17 protein-coding genes and 1 pseudogene are annotated in these 16,613 nt (G+C 42.4%); 4 read left to right on the top strand and 14 right to left on the bottom strand.

From position 1 onward, the window contains the following. Positions 1-2 precede the first annotated feature (2 nt). From AB8613_RS12010 to AB8613_RS11960, 11 genes and pseudogenes are all read right to left on the bottom strand, one after another. Positions 3-1,452: pseudogene (locus AB8613_RS12010) on the bottom strand (CpaF family protein). 33 nt (positions 1,453-1,485) lie between these two features. After that, positions 1,486-2,706: an AAA family ATPase gene (locus AB8613_RS12005; RefSeq protein ID WP_285954272.1), complete on the bottom strand. Its 1,221-nt coding sequence runs from the start codon at positions 2,704-2,706 to the stop codon at positions 1,486-1,488. Between the two features lie 26 nt (positions 2,707-2,732). Next, complete coding sequence (locus tag AB8613_RS12000; protein ID WP_029405623.1) at positions 2,733-3,230, bottom strand: TadE/TadG family type IV pilus assembly protein; 498 nt, start codon at positions 3,228-3,230, stop codon at positions 2,733-2,735. Further along, positions 3,230-3,658, bottom strand: coding sequence for a TadE/TadG family type IV pilus assembly protein (locus AB8613_RS11995; protein ID WP_372383862.1), 429 nt, complete (start codon positions 3,656-3,658; stop codon positions 3,230-3,232). Before AB8613_RS11995 ends, AB8613_RS12000 begins: the two co-directional genes overlap by 1 nt. 2 nt (positions 3,659-3,660) lie before the next feature. Then, a complete protein-coding gene (locus AB8613_RS11990; RefSeq protein ID WP_372383861.1) occupies positions 3,661-4,923 on the bottom strand; it encodes a pilus assembly protein TadG-related protein in 1,263 nt (420 codons plus the stop codon). 16 nt (positions 4,924-4,939) lie between these two features. Then, positions 4,940-5,209 (bottom strand): hypothetical protein, encoded by a 270-nt coding sequence (locus AB8613_RS11985; protein WP_029405622.1) that lies wholly within the window; start codon positions 5,207-5,209, stop codon positions 4,940-4,942. Continuing rightward, complete coding sequence (locus tag AB8613_RS11980) at positions 5,199-6,653, bottom strand: type II and III secretion system protein family protein (RefSeq protein ID WP_146492034.1); 1,455 nt, start codon at positions 6,651-6,653, stop codon at positions 5,199-5,201. The genes AB8613_RS11985 and AB8613_RS11980 overlap by 11 nt, the downstream gene beginning before the upstream one ends. 8 nt (positions 6,654-6,661) lie before the next feature. Further along, positions 6,662-7,411 (bottom strand): Flp pilus assembly protein CpaB, encoded by a 750-nt coding sequence (cpaB, locus tag AB8613_RS11975; RefSeq protein ID WP_048605624.1) that lies wholly within the window; start codon positions 7,409-7,411, stop codon positions 6,662-6,664. Continuing rightward, positions 7,404-8,753, bottom strand: a complete 1,350-nt coding sequence (locus tag AB8613_RS11970; RefSeq protein WP_285954271.1) for an AAA family ATPase — start codon at positions 8,751-8,753, stop codon at positions 7,404-7,406. The genes cpaB and AB8613_RS11970 overlap by 8 nt, the downstream gene beginning before the upstream one ends. A 37-nt stretch (positions 8,754-8,790) precedes the next feature. After that, positions 8,791-9,321 (bottom strand): prepilin peptidase, encoded by a 531-nt coding sequence (locus AB8613_RS11965; protein WP_146492032.1) that lies wholly within the window; start codon positions 9,319-9,321, stop codon positions 8,791-8,793. A gap of 157 nt (positions 9,322-9,478) precedes the next feature. After that, positions 9,479-9,649 carry a Flp family type IVb pilin gene (locus tag AB8613_RS11960; protein WP_102480233.1) on the bottom strand — a complete coding sequence of 57 codons (171 nt, stop codon included), beginning with the start codon at positions 9,647-9,649 and terminating at the stop codon, positions 9,479-9,481. Between the two features lie 194 nt (positions 9,650-9,843). Here AB8613_RS11960 and AB8613_RS11955 point away from each other — a divergent pair, with 194 nt between their 5' ends. Both AB8613_RS11955 and AB8613_RS11950 read left to right on the top strand, forming a co-directional pair. Next, complete coding sequence (locus AB8613_RS11955) at positions 9,844-10,587, top strand: AraC family transcriptional regulator (protein WP_285954270.1); 744 nt, start codon at positions 9,844-9,846, stop codon at positions 10,585-10,587. 83 nt (positions 10,588-10,670) lie between these two features. Next, positions 10,671-12,359: an AMP-binding protein gene (locus tag AB8613_RS11950; RefSeq protein WP_372383860.1), complete on the top strand. Its 1,689-nt coding sequence runs from the start codon at positions 10,671-10,673 to the stop codon at positions 12,357-12,359. A gap of 92 nt (positions 12,360-12,451) precedes the next feature. On the opposite strand, the gene AB8613_RS11945 is transcribed toward AB8613_RS11950, so the two are convergent. Next, on the bottom strand, positions 12,452-12,658 hold the full coding sequence (locus tag AB8613_RS11945) for a DUF1127 domain-containing protein (RefSeq protein WP_048658140.1): 207 nt from the start codon (positions 12,656-12,658) through the stop codon (positions 12,452-12,454). A gap of 103 nt (positions 12,659-12,761) precedes the next feature. Here AB8613_RS11945 and AB8613_RS11940 point away from each other — a divergent pair, with 103 nt between their 5' ends. Together AB8613_RS11940 and AB8613_RS11935 are read left to right on the top strand one after the other, a co-directional pair. Further along, positions 12,762-13,712 (top strand): LysR substrate-binding domain-containing protein, encoded by a 951-nt coding sequence (locus AB8613_RS11940; RefSeq protein ID WP_372383859.1) that lies wholly within the window; start codon positions 12,762-12,764, stop codon positions 13,710-13,712. A 46-nt stretch (positions 13,713-13,758) separates the two neighbouring features. Further along, positions 13,759-13,971 (top strand): VF530 family DNA-binding protein, encoded by a 213-nt coding sequence (locus AB8613_RS11935; RefSeq protein WP_017106559.1) that lies wholly within the window; start codon positions 13,759-13,761, stop codon positions 13,969-13,971. A gap of 53 nt (positions 13,972-14,024) precedes the next feature. Here AB8613_RS11935 and AB8613_RS11930 read toward each other — a convergent pair whose 3' ends face one another. Both AB8613_RS11930 and fusA read right to left on the bottom strand, forming a co-directional pair. After that, positions 14,025-14,222 (bottom strand): hypothetical protein, encoded by a 198-nt coding sequence (locus AB8613_RS11930; RefSeq protein WP_372383858.1) that lies wholly within the window; start codon positions 14,220-14,222, stop codon positions 14,025-14,027. A 92-nt stretch (positions 14,223-14,314) separates the two neighbouring features. Further along, positions 14,315-16,402, bottom strand: a complete 2,088-nt coding sequence (gene fusA, locus AB8613_RS11925) for an elongation factor G (protein ID WP_019819832.1) — start codon at positions 16,400-16,402, stop codon at positions 14,315-14,317. Positions 16,403-16,613: the final 211 nt, after the last annotated feature.

Here is a 16,613-nt window from a genome sequence, read left to right as displayed (position 1 = left end):
CCTTAACCTTTGGTCTCACTAAAGAGCTCGAAAGGCAGATCGAGTCCCCGTTTGACTAACTGGTCATGGTATTGAGGCACAACTCCCGTTGCCGTGAAATAACCGATAATATTGCCATCTTCATCAATACCTTTACGCTGAAAACGGAAAATTTCCGACATAGTAATGACCTCACCTTCCATGCCGTTGATCTCTTGGATACTCACCATACGACGCTTACCATCTTCTTGGCGCTCCATTTGAACAACAAGGTGGATAGCCGAAGCTATTTGCGCTCGTAAGTTTTTGGTTGATATGTTCCACCCAGCCATCGAAAACATGTTTTCGACACGACTCAAGGCATCACGGGGGGTATTTGCGTGAATGGTGGCAAGTGAACCATCATGACCCGTGTTCATCGCCGCTAGCATGTCAACGGCTTCGCTACCACGTACCTCCCCGACCACGATTCGATCAGGTCGCATACGTAAGGTATTTTTAACCAATTCGCGCTGGCTAATTTCTCCCTTCCCTTCAAGGTTGGCAGGGCGGGTTTCTAAGCGAATTACATGAGGTTGTTGAAGTTGTAATTCCGCCGAGTCTTCTATGGTAATAATTCGTTGATCTCGAGGAATAAAGCCAGAAAAAATATTCAGTGTTGTCGTTTTACCAGAGCCAGTCCCTCCGGAAATTAAGATATTTAATTCACCTTTAACCGCAGCTTCGACAAACTTAGCCATCTGAGGAGACACTGAGTCATAGTCAATCAAGTTATCCATAGTCAAACGGTCAACAGCAAAGCGACGGATAGAAACGGAAGGACCATCAAGTGCGAGAGGCGGGATAATTGCGTTAACACGTGAACCGTCAACTAAGCGCGCATCGACCATAGGTGACGCTTCATCTATGCGACGCCCTACTTGGCTTACGATGCGGTCGATAATGTTTCTCAGATGGCGGTCATCAAGAAAAGTATAGGGCGTTTTTTCGAGTTTACCTCTTCGCTCAACGTAAACACTTTTAGGGCCGTTGACCAGTATATCTGACACGGTTTGATCAGCTAATAAAGGCTCTAGCGGACCAAGGCCAAAAACCTCATCTTCTATCTGCTTGATAACCCGCTTGCGCCCTTCCGCACTCAATGCATGGCTACCATCTTCAGCCATTAACTGTACGATGGCTTCGTGTAAATCGAGCTTAGCGCGCTCTTTCTCCAAGCTAGAAAGTAACCCTAAATCTAGGGTCTCCAGCAGCTGCTTATGAAAGAAGTGTTTGATTGATAGCTCCTGCTCTAAAATCTTTCGAGCCTCATCAATCGCCTTCTCCTTTTCAACGCTCGCTTCCGTATTTCGAGACTGACTAGACGCCTCAACATTGGATAAACGGTCAACAGGATTGGCATCTTCTGAATCATGCGAAATCTGTTCTACTTTTTTCAAACTCTGGATTTACATTTTTTCGTTTAAAGAACATCACAATCCCTCGTGTTTACTTTTCATCAACCCATTATGAAAACAACTTTTTCAACCATCCTTTCTCTTCCTGTTCTGGTGGTGAGAGAACATGAGATAAATCTATGATAGAGCGAGTAATAGAGCTTTTCTTTCTCGACTGAACTAACGGCTGCCCCAAGTTGGCACTCTCCAGCGCAACTTTAAAATCGTTAGGCATAAGATGGATATTGTGATTACCCACCGCCTGCTCTACATCTTTTAACTTAATTGAATGTCGCTTTTCATAACGGTTGAGAATGACCTCTATTGAGTCACTTTGTAAGCCATACTCAAACTTCAGAGACTTAATTAGTCGACTTGTGTTTTTTACTGACACTAGGCTCTGTTGTAAAACCAAAAGTACTTTCGTCGCAGGTGAGATTGCTGATGCAAACACGTGATCCAAGCCTCTAGACAGGTCAATGATCACATAAGGGTAAAAACGACGCAGAATTGGAAGTAATCTGCCAATTTTCTGAGCCTGTTCGAAATCATCTGCGTTATTTTCATGCTTAAAGCTTAGAACATGCAAACCCGATTCATGTTTGTTTACCAATGACCCCAAAGACATTTCATCCAAATCATTAGAACTGTTGATCGCATCCGAAACACTATAAGTGGGAGTTATGTTCAAATAATCAGGTATCACGCCAAATTGAAGATCGATATCGAGCAAAAGTACTTCATTAGGATGTTGCGTGGCCATCTCAATGGCAGTATTTAACGCTAAGGTGGTTGCTCCCATCCCTCCTTTAGTGTTCAAAAACAAGATAAACTCTCCGTAACTGGAGTTCTCAAGCTTTTCAGAGGCCGTTTTCTTCAAGAGTGGTAGTAGGTCCGATAGGGTCACATTGTGAGACAAAAAATCTGAAGCACCTAAACGCAGTGCGATTTTTAGTGACCCATTATCACTTTCATCACCGAGCACAACTAAAGACAAGTCCTTGTCTTCTAAAGACAAATCATACCCTTGCAACTCAACCATTTTTTGCGCCCAATTCCCGTGAGCTTCAACGAAAATAAGCTCTGGAACATCCGCACTTTTTAAGTATTCCTCACTCATTGCCGCAAGAGAAAACGACGTCACATGAACATTTCGGCATTTTTTTAGCTCTTGAGTCATATGCGAATGAAAGGCGTCAGTGCTGTAGACTAACCAAACCTTTAGATTCGTTCTTAAACGCGTTATATCCTTATCGTTTTCATTAGGCGTTATTTTGATCGCTTCCCCCATATATTCATCTCCTTTTAAATAACCGCTTATGGGCACCGATTTTTGATGTCTGTGCCAGCTTCAGCCCTTACCACCCCTAAGCTTTCTGCCGGCAGTATTGTTTCAAACGCAGGGGCTGCAAGAAATCCATTATTTCCTAGAAAGCTTAGGTTACTGATTAACTGAATGCCATAACCCGTAGCTCTAGCACGCACAAATTTAATGGTGCCAAATCCGGGATTAGTCTCGTAACCAGACGTAATTTCACTGCCGCTCGCGTCTAAGTAAGCTACTTCTAAATTCGCATTAGTAAACCCAACAAGAGGAATATCATTCACCACCATTCCCGCAATATTATCTCTATCAAGGACGTAACAGACTGTCGCTAACCTAGCGGCCTTCCTAGTCGCCTCACTGACCATTTGCAGCGAAAATATATAGGCACCCAACGCTAAAATGAGAAAGAGTAGTAGAAAAATTAACGATGAGACTAAAGTGAATTCAATGATGGCAAGCCCTTTGACACGTCCTTTAAACCTTTTCATCACAGTACCCTCATCACCGAAGTGACACTTAACGGAATAGAAAAACTTGTGGCGGATAAAGGAATAGACAAAAACAACGGCACATAGTCATATGTCACGCTGACTCGTACATAGCTGTCAATAGAGGGTGGTGTTACCGTTACATCTGATGTCGTCAATGTAGATAACACAGCCGTCCCTACGCTGCTCTGGCCATAAACCACCACATTTTGAATCTCCAACGTTGGGGCAATAGTGCCACCTTTGGTATCGTAAACCTCACTAACAGCATATCGTGCGCCATTTTGTACAGATTTAGAGATAACATTGTAGTGAATCAAAATATTGCCAAGCTCGATCACCAACCCCAAAAAAAACAGTAACACAGGGGTCGCAATGACCATCTCAACAGCAGAAAAACCACGTTGATGTTTATTAGATAGTGTCATAATTACGACTCCCCGCTATCAGGGTCCTTATACAAAACAATCCTGTAAGCCCCTTCGGTTGTCGACTGATTACTACTAGAGCCACCAGTAACACTGCAAGAATGTATAAACTCACCAAAAACGGCGGGTGTACCTGAGTTGTTAGTTGGTGCTTTTTGCAACAAGAAAAAGCAGCCAATTTTATTCACTGTAAAGTCGGTAGAGCCGCCACTTTTACCCGAGCAGTCCACCATAGGTATAGGTAAAATACGACGCCAAGCAACACCATTAGATGCGCACCCAGAACCGCCACTTGCTATACAGGCATTGGTATCTAACTTATATTGAGCGTAATCGTAGCTATCATCGAAAGTGATCTCTCCAGTATTGGCATCAATCGTTATTTCATTGGTAGGTTCTGTGGTCACATAATCTGAAGGGTAATCAGATGCCGATAATCCACCGCCATAATCACCAAAACGAGTATTTAAACCATCACCTGTCGGACCAACCGTGCCGCCAGGTTTGGTTGTGATATCTTCACCAATTTTAACTGGCTGATCATAACTACCACCTAAGCCTTCTTTGATAGTGTTACCACCAGAACCAAAGTCCAGCAGGTGATAATTACCATTACCCATTTCAGATAGACTACTGTCTCCAACCTTTAAAGCGTGAACGGTTCCAACTTCATAACCGAACACATTGGTTATCTCTTCACCGGTTTCGTCATGATAACCATCTTCATTAACATCATTATCAGAAGTACCATCACCAATACACACTCCAATGGGTACAACATTATTATAAGCGAGGCCTGAACTCGGTCCTGCGACAGCACTTGCCGATACCACTTTTTCAAGACCAAACAGTTGAATAAAGAATTCGTCCATTTCTAGTGCATCTACGCGAACACGCACATAAACATCATCATTTGCACCAAAAGTTGCGCTGCCAGTAAAGTCCTGTGGATCATTGGAATAATCAATACCTATAGAAGCGGTAGAGAAATCAATTTCTTGGTTCCCGGTTGAAGCCGCCATAGCATTAAGTGCCTTACCCACTTCTGCGTCTACAGCGTCTTTATCTTTACTATTGTCTAATATGGTTGCGGCAGCCAACGCTGCAGAATCGACTGCATTTTGTAAGCGCGTTTTATTCACGACCATATGGTTTATGTCTACAGCTAGCGCTGAGACAGCTAGAAAAACCAACAAGGCAGCAGTAATCATCACCGCAACTAAGCCTTGTTGTTTTTTCGGGCTTTGTGATACTCGATACAACATGTGAGTACCTCCAGATTTAGTTAAAATCTTCTAAGATCTGGCTACTACTTCCGGACAGATCATTTTCACCTCTGCCTACATATCTGTCGTAACCAGTCTGCATCCGCTCCCCTGTACCATCAGGTACTTCGAGTAAATTCTCTTGGGTCGCATTAGGGTTATACGTTTGCTCTGTTTTCACTAGTGCTACCGAGTGCCCTAGACGAGCATCATTTGCACAGCCAACCAACACCATCACGAGAAAGACCATCATTATTCTAATCATATCTATCTCCTTATAAATCATGCCCAAATGAACCTTCACTACCACCATCGGTCGGTGATATATCCTGTGACGCTTGAGACTGTTCTGAATCAGATTCAGACGGTTCAGCTATATAAGCGCTTCGACCCAATAAGTAATATTCCAAGTCATTAGGATCAACAAAAGCATCGGTTGGTAACGTCACTTTCGTTCGATCAATAGGTTTAGCGAGTCGAGGAGTTACAAGAATAACGAGCTCTGTTTCACCAGATACATACTCTTGGCTATTGAAAAGCTGACCTAAAATCGGCACATCGCCAAAGCCTGGCATCTTGTTACTGATGTCCCTAACATTCTCACTCAGCAACCCCGCAATACCGATAGTTTGACCGTCGGCTAACTCAAGCGTCGATGACGCACTTCTTCGTGTAATCGGAGGGATAAAGTAAGTCGCATTGGTAGTACCAGGATCAATCGTTAACGAGCTACTATTGGCAATTTCACTAACATCAACCGCTAAGTTTAGGTTGATTTTTTTGTCACTGAGTACCGTTGGGATGAACTTTAAACCTACACCATACTCTTTGTACTCAATCGTAATACCATCCTCATCAGGCACTGGAATTGGAAATTCCCCACCAGCTAAAAACTCAGCCTTAGAACCACTTAATGCGGTTAAATTCGGTTCAGCCAATACCTTAGCGACCCCGTTTTGTTTTGCTACGTCCAGTGCGAAAGTAAACAATGTATTACTATCAATGAATGACCCTAATATGCCGTAGTCCGTCGACGTAGGAATATTAAAGATAGGCGTTGCTCCTAATACTCCTGCAGGTACGGAAGACGCCCCCCAAGAAAAGTCAGACCCACTGGTTTGGAAGAAGTGGAAGTTTGCATCAAACTTTCTTACCAAGCTTCTTTGAACCTCGGCAACGGTTACCTCTAACATGACTTGTTGGGCCCCGCCAATGGACATCAAATTGATAACACCGGTAGCAGCGGCTTGCTCGCTACCACTTTCATTTGATTTGTCAGCGGTTTGCCCAGATGAATACGTTTCTGCAATTCGCATCGCGACATTCATTTGTTGTTGATTACTCACCTGACCGCTCAATAATAGACGGTTCTGCGCACTGTGCACTTCGATAGTTTCATCTGGAAGGAACTCATATAATTTAGCTTTGAGGCTATTAAGATCATGAGTAACCTCAATGTTAATAGACTCAATTAACCGACCTCGAGAGTCCCAAGCCATTAGGTTTGTCGCACCTAATTTTTTACCAATTAAAAACACTTCATTTGATTTTAAAATTACAATATCTAAAACATCAGGATCACCAAGAGAAACCTTCGCCGCTTTTCCCGACAGCACGACATGCGTAGATTTATGATGTGGAACCGTGACTGTTTTTCCCGTTTGTAACGCCGCAACACTGGCCGTCGAAATACAAATCAGGCTCAAAACACACGCAATTAATATTCTCATATTTCACCTCAATCCTTGACGCGCACATTAGATGTTTCTGTACCTTTGATAATGGTGACACTTGGTCTAGGCACATATCGACGAACCACTTTTTTCTCAACTTCATGTGGGTTTCTCAAAGTCAGCTGAATATCGCCTTTGCTTTTAGCCGTGAGAAGTTTCTCTGCCTCTTTCGGCGTCATCTCAAGTGTTACCGCTCGTACAATAATCGGACTGTTTTCTTTCGTTTTAGCCGTTTGGTCGACAGCCAAAACCTTGATGTCTTTTAATACTGTTTGAGTCGCTGCAGAATTTTTTCCGTAAGAAACGGTATTGAGAATATCAACCTTGTTACCCGGTAATAAGAAACCCGCCACACCAATAACATCATCAACACGTATCGTTACCGCACGTTTATTTTCAGGGATAAGAGCTGCAAGCGTTGACCCTTCTCCTGGTACAGTAAATCGTAACTTGTGAAGCACCTCTCCCGCATAGACAGTATTCGCAACAACCTTGCCAATCAGCTCTGCTTTATCCGAATAGTTATTTTCATTAATCCAATCAACTTCCATCAATCTGGTGGTTAAAAACTGATCCTCGATAATAGTTCCGGCTTCAATTTCTTGTGATGCGACAACAACGGGGTGACGCTCGACCGTTTCAACTTCAACGGTTGGCTGAACTTGATCATCCATCCACTGCTTAGCAAAAAATACAGCCGCTAAGCCGAATACTACGGACAGTAAAAACAGTAGGAAAACTTGACTCTTATTCATTATTCTCTTCCTCGTGTCCATCAGAGGTAAAATAGACTTCCCATGCCATGGAAAGAATATCGAATGTGATAACAGGTGGTAGCTGCTCAAACGAAAGAATATCTTTGCTTATACCAACGAGATCTTTCGGTAAACATGGGAAAAGTGGCACCTTAAGCAGCGTGTGCATTTGAGACAAACGCTCAAAGAAGCCGTCTTGAAGCTCTACTTCTCTATCAGCAACGACGCTCATCCATAAAGCTTCATAATCTCGCTGGTTAAGTGGCTTGAATTCAATCTTGTAACCTAAACGACGTAAAAAGGCGGGATCGCTTATTTTCTTTGGGTTTAGATTGGTAGAAAAGGCAAGAGTTAATACAAATGGCATCGTTATCTGCTGACCATTAGGCAGCGACAAATAGTCGAATGAGTACTCCATCGGTACAATCCAACGATTAAGAAGCGCATCCACCGGCATAGGCTGACGACCAAGGTCATCAATGACAAAAATCCCATTATTTGCCATCATTTGTACTGGGGCTAACCAGACTCGACTATTTTCTGAATGATTAACTTCAAGCATATCCATAGTCAGTTCACCCCCAACTTGGATATTTGGCCTTTCACAATTAAGCCAACGCTTGTCGTATTGATCTTTGAGAGAAATACTTTGATCACTGCCGTTACTATCCAACGGTTTATGATGTTGTGCAGAAAACACCTTGATAATATTACCTAAGGCATAGACTGCATAAGGGATAAACACAGAGGTGTGCAGCGCATTGACAATTCGGCTCGCGACAAAGGTTTTACCAGTACCAGCGTGCCCATATAACAACAAAGCACGTCCAGAATTGATTGCAGGCCCTAGCACTGAAATCATTTTATCGACACCATATACATCATCCAGAGCAGCTTCGACATGTGGTCTAGTGACTAGCTCTACTCTCAGGTCTTGCTGTTTGACCACATCACTGTACTGGTCAAGCGAAACTGGCGCGGGCCCTAAATAAGCATCACGTTTAAAGGCAAGATCAGCTTCTTCCAGCCCTTTTTCAGAAAGGGAGTAACGGACATGACTATGGGAAACTGATGATAGAGAAAGATCTGAGGTAGGCTGAAATACCTCAATTAACGACTTTTTCCTTAAAACGGCCAAAGCACTTTCCACAATATGGGTGACAACACACATATAATTAGAGAGTTCTAACACATCCGACTTAGGGTAAGCAGACAAATGCTTGAGTACAAGGTTTTCAATAACGACTTCAGGAACACCCAACATATCAATAGATGTAGGAACGGCTGGGGCTGAAATTTGAGGCTTCAAAGTTGTTGGAGCAGTACGCCCTATAATATCCATATATTATTCCTCTCCACAAAGCTAACCAACAACAGGTTTAAGTAAAGTAGCTATACATCGCTAATCCCATAACAACAGAGGGTGCAAAAGGCATCGTCACCTTATTTGAATACCTAGCGTGCAAACTAGTACTTTCATTTGATACTGGTGCTACTCCACCAAGCACAATTAGCTTATTTTCAAAATAGCCTTTGATACTAAGACTGTTCGAGTTGGAAAAATTATATAGCAAGTAGAAAGTCCCGATCACTCCAGCAGAAAGTAAGATAAAGTACGATGCATCAAGTAATTGTCCCCACCCAAGATACATCCCTACAATACCTAATAGCTTCACATCTCCTGCAGACATAGCTCTTAAAAAATATAAGAGTAATCCAAAACAAAAAAACACCACGAATCCAACTAAGGACATTAAAAAAACATCAAAGGTGTAATTGCGGTTAAACATTGATAAAAAGTACACAAACAAAAACAGTATCAATATTTTGTTTGGTATACGATGTTTCTCAACATCGTATACCGAAACTGCAATTAGCAATGCCCAAAAAACTGAAGGCTCATTAATCATATATTTAATTCATACACTCGAAAAAATGCTCTGGATTTTGCTAAGTAAGGCTGTCGCCATCCCAGAAAAAACCAATCCTATAGCAATGACAAGTAACGCAGCAGCGATAATGTAGGCAACCGAAGTAAGCCCTCTTTGCAGCTTCACTCCTAACCGATCATAGACCATTAACAATACTGTTCAGTTTCGCTGCGAGTGTAGCCCCTAAACCAGAAAATACAGTTGTTAAACCTAATACCAATAAAGCTGCACCGATTACATACTCGATTACAGTCAACCCTTCTTCATCTTTCATGAATTCTTTACAATTATTCAAAAACTTATCCATGAGAACCTCTCCTTGATTTGCGTATCAGGCTTTGTTTACCTGTAAACTAAATCTAGAGGTGAGAGATATATTAGGTTAGGATTTTCTTGCCATTTACTTGCACTTTTTTGTGGTACTTCTAATCTAATTATTATGCTTCGTTATTTGTCTATTTTTTAACTCACAATTTAATATGAAATAGAGTTGGTATCTATATGAAAGTAGTCACACCTTTATTATCAGATAAAGACAGTGATTTTAATGCTGTTATTATCAATAAAATAAGCCACTACTTCCCCATTAAGAATTGTAAGCAAGATATATCTGTAATCAGTAACTTAGATGTAAGACTGGTATTTTTTATATTGAATAGACCTGACAAACTTCAACTACTTACAATGGCATTATCTATTTGTGAAAACTTGAACAAGAGAATTGTCATTATTTGTTCAGATTCGTTACCTAATATCATTCGAAATCATAAGAATATATTTTTCATTATCGAAACAAACAGTAATCATCTGACCAGTACATTCGAAGAGCTTAAGAGTAAAACACAGCATATCTTCGAATCCCACTTCGATCTCGACAGAAACATAAATAACAATAATCAACTACCTGCAAAGTTGTTTACTTCAGAAGTCGTTAACTTTGTCATGGACAATATCAACAAAGAAATTAGAGAAACAGAGATCGCTGAGAAGTGTCATTGTTCTACAACCTACTTTTCGAAAAAGTTTCATCTACACTTTGGGGTAAGCTTTAGAGACTTTGTTTGTGATAAACGCATTCTACTCGCCAAAAAATTGATTGAAGCGGATACCGAATCAAAAATTGCCGTAATTGCCTATCAATGTGGATACAAGGACGTGTCATATTTTTCGAGAATTTTTAAGAAAAGGACCGGAGTAACACCTGCAAGTTACAGACGTGCCTGCACAGATAACAGAAAACGCTAATTTTACTCCCTAAAAGAAAAAATCATGGTACATTTAACATGATTTTAACAAAAATAACTTAGCGAAAAACATGGAGTTAGACAATGATTCAGCCTAACGAGTTTAGCCAAGAAAACGCAACAGCTCTCCCAACACCAAATGAAATGATCCTAAAATGGGCAGAAGAACGCCCAAATGAGGTCTATTTAAAACAAATTATTAACCGCCAATTTGTCGAATTTACTTATCAAGAAGTGGCCGATAAAGCACTGAAACTGGCGTCAGCATTAGAAGGACTCGGAGCCCAATCAGGCGATCGAATAGCTCTCGTCTCGAAAAACTGTGCAGAGTGGTTTATCTGCGATCTTGCCATGATGTTAGGAGATTTTGTCAGCGTTCCAATCTTTCCAACAGCTGGTGCAGATACCATCCAATACTGTATTGAGCACAGTGAAAGTAAAATAGTGATTGCAGGTAAGCTAGATGATCCTGCTGCTACCCAAAAGGTATTGGATGACAATCCCGACTTAATCAGCATCTCTCTACCATACGATACGGCAGCCAAATGCCAACACACGTTTGAACAGCTGATCGATACGCATGAACCATCCACCAAACGTCCTCAACATCACGACGACAAGCTAATGTCATTAGTGTATACATCAGGCACCTCTGGATTACCAAAAGGGGCAATGCTTACATACGGCGCCTTTACATGGTCAGTTCAAAGGCTGATCGACCATATTGGTATCCAACCCGGCGATCGCCTGTTTTCTTACCTACCGCTTGCTCATATTACAGAACGCGTTTACATCTTTGGTTCTTCAGTAATGGGTGGCGTGGTCACGGCTTTCCCTGAGTCTTTAGACACGTTTATTGATGATGTGAAAATGCATCGTCCTACTCTGTTCATTTCAGTTCCTCGTTTATGGACACTGTTCCAACAGCGAATCCAAGACAAATTGCCACAGAAGAAACTGAACTTCTTACTTAAGATTCCGTTTATCAACAACATCATTAAGAAGAAGCTTGCCGATGGCCTAGGCTTGGATCAAGCTCGTGTTCTTGGATGTGGCTCTGCGCCTGTATCACCAGCTCTACTTGCATGGTATGAAAGTGTTGGTCTGCACATTACCGAGGCATGGGGAATGACAGAGTCTTTCGCCTACAGCACGATTAATCACCCTTTTAGAGCTGACAAAATTGGTACTGTAGGTAACGCAGGCCCGGGGATCGAACTCAAAATTGCAGAGGACGAGGAGATTTTGGTTCGAAGCAAGGGCATGTTCTCTGGTTATTACAAAAATGACATTGCAACCCAAGAGTCTTTTAACTCTGATGGCTGGCTGCATACTGGTGATATTGGTGATATCGACAGCGAAGGCTACCTAACTATTCGTGGACGTAAAAAAGATACCTTTAAAACCGCGAAAGGTAAGTTTGTTGCTCCTGTACCTATCGAGAACAAACTCTTTGAATACAGCCGCGTAGAAATGATGTGTTTGATAGGTTTAGGCTTACCTGGTCCTATTTTGCTTGTCGTTCCACACGACTTCCCTAATTTTGATCGAGCCCGTTATGAGAAAACCACCAAGCGTGTTATCGAAAAAATGAACGAACAACTCGCCTCACATGAGAAAATCAAAGGTGTATTGATGATTAAGGAACCGTGGAGTATTGAGAATGGCGTGTTAACTCCTACTCTTAAGATCAAACGACATATCCTTGAGCAGAAGTACCACGAAGTCGGTCATAACTGGCCGAAAGATAAATTGGTAGTTTGGGAAGAGTAATCAAAATCGAGAGGGAGCCATTACGGCTCCTTTTTTTGGCAGCAAAGTACGCTCAACCTTAGATTAGCCAGTCCCTCCCCTAACACTCCCACTCACTCCCAAAACGATTTCTTCAGTTCCTTATCAACTTGTTCCTGTGTAATCCCTACATCTCTCAACAAATACTCTGGTAGCTCAGACAGCTGCTTTCTGGTTCTACGATTTTGAAAGTACATGCCTAATTTAGAATAGAATTTCTTAATTGATAATGATGACAAAAATGAATGGTTGGTATTTGCGGTTGCTGTGATCGTATTCATAGCCTTTCTCCTGTTGATCTTTCGCTTTGTTATGGTCAATAATCGACCAATAGAGCAACATCGACAAACGATAGATACTGGCATTCAGTTAAGGAAAACTAATGTGAGAGAGCGCACCCCACCTTTCCAAGGGATATACTATTTTTATACTGCGGCTGAAACAGGCAGTTTTAAGCTTGCAGCAGAAAAGCTATTTGTCACGGCTGCAGCAGTCAGCCAACAAATTCGCCAACTTGAAGAATGGTTAGGCGCAGACCTGTTTATTCGTCAGCACCGAAAAATAGTACTCACTCATGAAGGTGAAGTGCTTTACCTGCAAGCTAGGAAAGGCTTTGCTCATATTCAAGATGGAGTAAGACGAATAAACCAAGACCCCAACCCCACTCAATTGTCGATTTCGACCGTGCCCTCTTTTGCACAACATTGGTTAGTACCTAGAATTGGCGACTTCCGCGACCGTCATCCAGATTTATCGATGTTAATAGAACCGACCAACAAACTGGTTACCTTTGAAGACTCGGCTGTCGATGTCTGTGTTCGATATGGTCATGGTAACTACCCAAACATTGAATCACGTTGGTTGATGGACGAAGTGGTTTACCCTGTCTGCCATCCTATCTATCAAGAAAAATATGGAATCTATGACATCAGCGATCTGCATAAAGCAGAGTTAATTGAAGACCGATGGCCAGATATGGATTGGAAACTCTGGTTGCAAGTAGCAGGAGTTAAAGCTGGCCGCACATCATTACAATTTGATGGCTCACATTTTGTTTTAGAAGGTGCGCTATCCGTTCAAGGTGTCGCACTCGTTAAGCACAGCTTGGTATACCGCTATCTACAAGAAAAGAAATTGGTGCGAATCGGAAACATAGCGTTAAAGCCTAGGTACAATTACTTTTTATGCGCACCTGCTGGTTATTTTCGTCGCGATAAGATAAAACGTTTTGAAGCATGGATGCAAAGTCAGGTTCGGCTGTTTGGGAGTAGAGGGCGGGAAGAACTTTCTATTATCGATACTGACTACAAGCTGAAATGGTCTGATAATTCATAAAGCGAAACTGGTATACTTAGCTCAAATAAATGGCGAGAACATCCTCATGACACAAGAAAACAACCCACTTCATGGTATCACTCTACAGAAGCTACTGACTGAATTGGTTGAACATTACGGTTGGGAAGAGTTGAGTTACATGGTCAACATCAACTGCTTTAAAAAAGACCCGAGTATTAAATCTAGCCTAAAGTTTTTGCGTAAAACCGACTGGGCTCGTACCAAAGTAGAGCAGATCTACATTGATTTAAAACGCTAGTCCCCTCTTCTTCCGCTCTATCTAAATCTGTCCCGTATCTATTAGGTGCGGGGTCACTTTATCTCACGCATCTCACGCATCTCACGCATCTCACGCATCTCACGCATCTCACGCATCTCACGCATCTCACGCATCTCACGCATCTCACGCATCTCACGCATCTCACGCATCTCACGCATCTCACGCATCTCACGCATCTCACGCATCTCACGCATCTCACGCATCTCACGCATCTCACGCATCTCACGCATCTCACGCATCTCACGCAGTATGTTACAAGCAATAAAAAGCCCCGCAAGCTTTCACTTGCGGGGCTTTTTTAGCTAATTGAGAAAAAGGCTAATTACTTACCAGCTTCTTTTTCTGCTTTAACTTTTGCAATCACTTCGTCAGCAACGTTAGTTGGACATGGTGCGTATTGTGCGAATTCCATAGAGAATTGGCCACGACCAGAAGTGATAGTACGTAGGTGACCGATGTAGCCGAACATCTCAGAAAGAGGTACGTCAGCTTTAATACGAACACCAGTAACGCCAGCTTGTTGATCTTTGATCATGCCACGACGACGGTTAAGGTCACCGATAACATCACCAACGTGATCGTCTGGAGTGAACACGTCAACGTTCATGATAGGCTCAAGAAGTTGCGCGCCAGCTTTAGGCATAGATTGACGGAATGCACCTTTCGCTGCGATTTCAAATGCGATAGCAGATGAATCGACTGCGTGGAAGCCACCATCGAACAGTTCAACTTCAACGTCTAGAGTTGGGAAGCCAGCTAGTACGCCGTTTTCCATCATAGATGCGAAGCCTTTCTCAACTGCAGGCCAGAATTCTTTAGGAACGTTACCGCCCACAACTACAGAGTTGAACTTGAAGCCAGAACCTGCTTCGCCTGGTTTGATACGGTAATCGATCTTACCGAATTGACCAGAACCACCAGATTGCTTCTTGTGCGTGTAGCTATCTTCAATTGCTTGAGTGATAGTTTCACGGTAAGCAACTTGAGGAGCACCTACAGTTAGGTCAACGCCGTATGTACGCTTAAGGATATCTACCTTGATGTCTAGGTGAAGCTCACCCATACCTTTCAGGATAGTTTCGCCAGTCTCTTCGTCAGTCTCAACTTGGAAAGATGGATCTTCTGCAACCATTTTACCGATCGCGATACCCATTTTCTCAGAACCGCCTTTATCTTTTGGAGATACAGCGATTGAGATTACTGGAGTTGGGAATACCATTGGCTCAAGCGTTACTTGGTGCTTAGGATCACATAGAGTGTGACCAGTTTGCACGTTCTTCATACCAACGATCGCAATGATGTCACCAGCTTGTGCGCTAGTTAGTTCGTTACGGTCATCAGCTTGCATCTCAACCATACGGCCAACACGTTCTGTCTTGCCAGTGAATGAGTTAAGAATCGTGTCACCTTTGTTCAGTTTACCAGAGTAAATACGAACGAAAGTTAGAGCACCGAAGCGGTCATCCATGATTTTGAATGCAAGCGCTTTGAAAGTTTCATCTGTAGAAACGATAGCGTGTTCGCCAGTTTCTTCGCCGTTCTCATCCATTAGAGGTTGAGGATCAACTTCAGTTGGTGCTGGTAGGTAATCTACTACAGCATCAAGGATAAGTTGCATACCTTTGTTCTTGAACGCAGAACCACAGAACGTAGGGAAGAATGCGATATCACGAGTACCTTTACGGATACAACGCTTGATGTCTTCGATAGAAGGCTCTTCACCTTCCATGTAAGCTTCCATTAGATCATCGTCTTGCTCTACAGCAGTTTCGATTAGCTCTTCACGGTATTGCTCAACGTCATCAACCATGTCCGCAGGAACATCTGTGATTTCGTAGTTTTCAGGAAGACCAGTGTCATCCCAAACGTATGCTTTACGGCTTAGTAGGTCTACAACACCAACGAATTCGTCTTCACGACCAATTGGTAGAACCATAACTAGAGGAGTAGCACCTAGAACGTTTTTAACTTGGTCAACAACGTTGTAGAAATCTGCACCCATACGGTCTAGTTTGTTAACGAAGATCAGACGAGATACTTCTGATTCGTTAGCGTAGCGCCAGTTGGTTTCTGATTGAGGTTCAACACCACCAGAACCACAGAATACACCGATACCGCCATCAAGAACTTTAAGAGAACGGTATACTTCAACTGTGAAGTCAACGTGTCCAGGAGTATCGATAACGTTTAGACGGTGATCGTTCCAAAAACAGCTTACAGCTGCTGATTGGATAGTAATACCGCGCTCAGCTTCCTGTTCCATGAAGTCAGTCGTTGATTCGCCATCATGTACTTCACCAGTCTTGTGGATTTGACCAGTTAGCTTAAGGATACGCTCAGTGGTAGTTGTTTTACCCGCATCAACGTGCGCGAAAATACCAATGTTTCTGTATTTCGATAAATCTGCCATTGTCTTACTCTGTTAATAGGATATAAAATGCGCGCAGAGTATATCACAATCTGTGAAGACTGATAGCTTTGCATGCATTTGGGACTAAAAAACTTTGCCTTTTTCTAACATATAGAAAAAGGCAATCTATAGAAACAATCTAAGTGACTGTTAAGTTTAGTGCTAACCTAAAGCGTACATAGCGCTCAAGTTAGACTGAATTTCTGCTGTA

The organism is Vibrio sp. BS-M-Sm-2, from assembly GCF_041504345.1.
GTDB lineage: Bacteria > Pseudomonadota > Gammaproteobacteria > Enterobacterales > Vibrionaceae > Vibrio > Vibrio satsumensis.
This window is presented reverse-complemented; position numbering and strand designations above follow the sequence as displayed.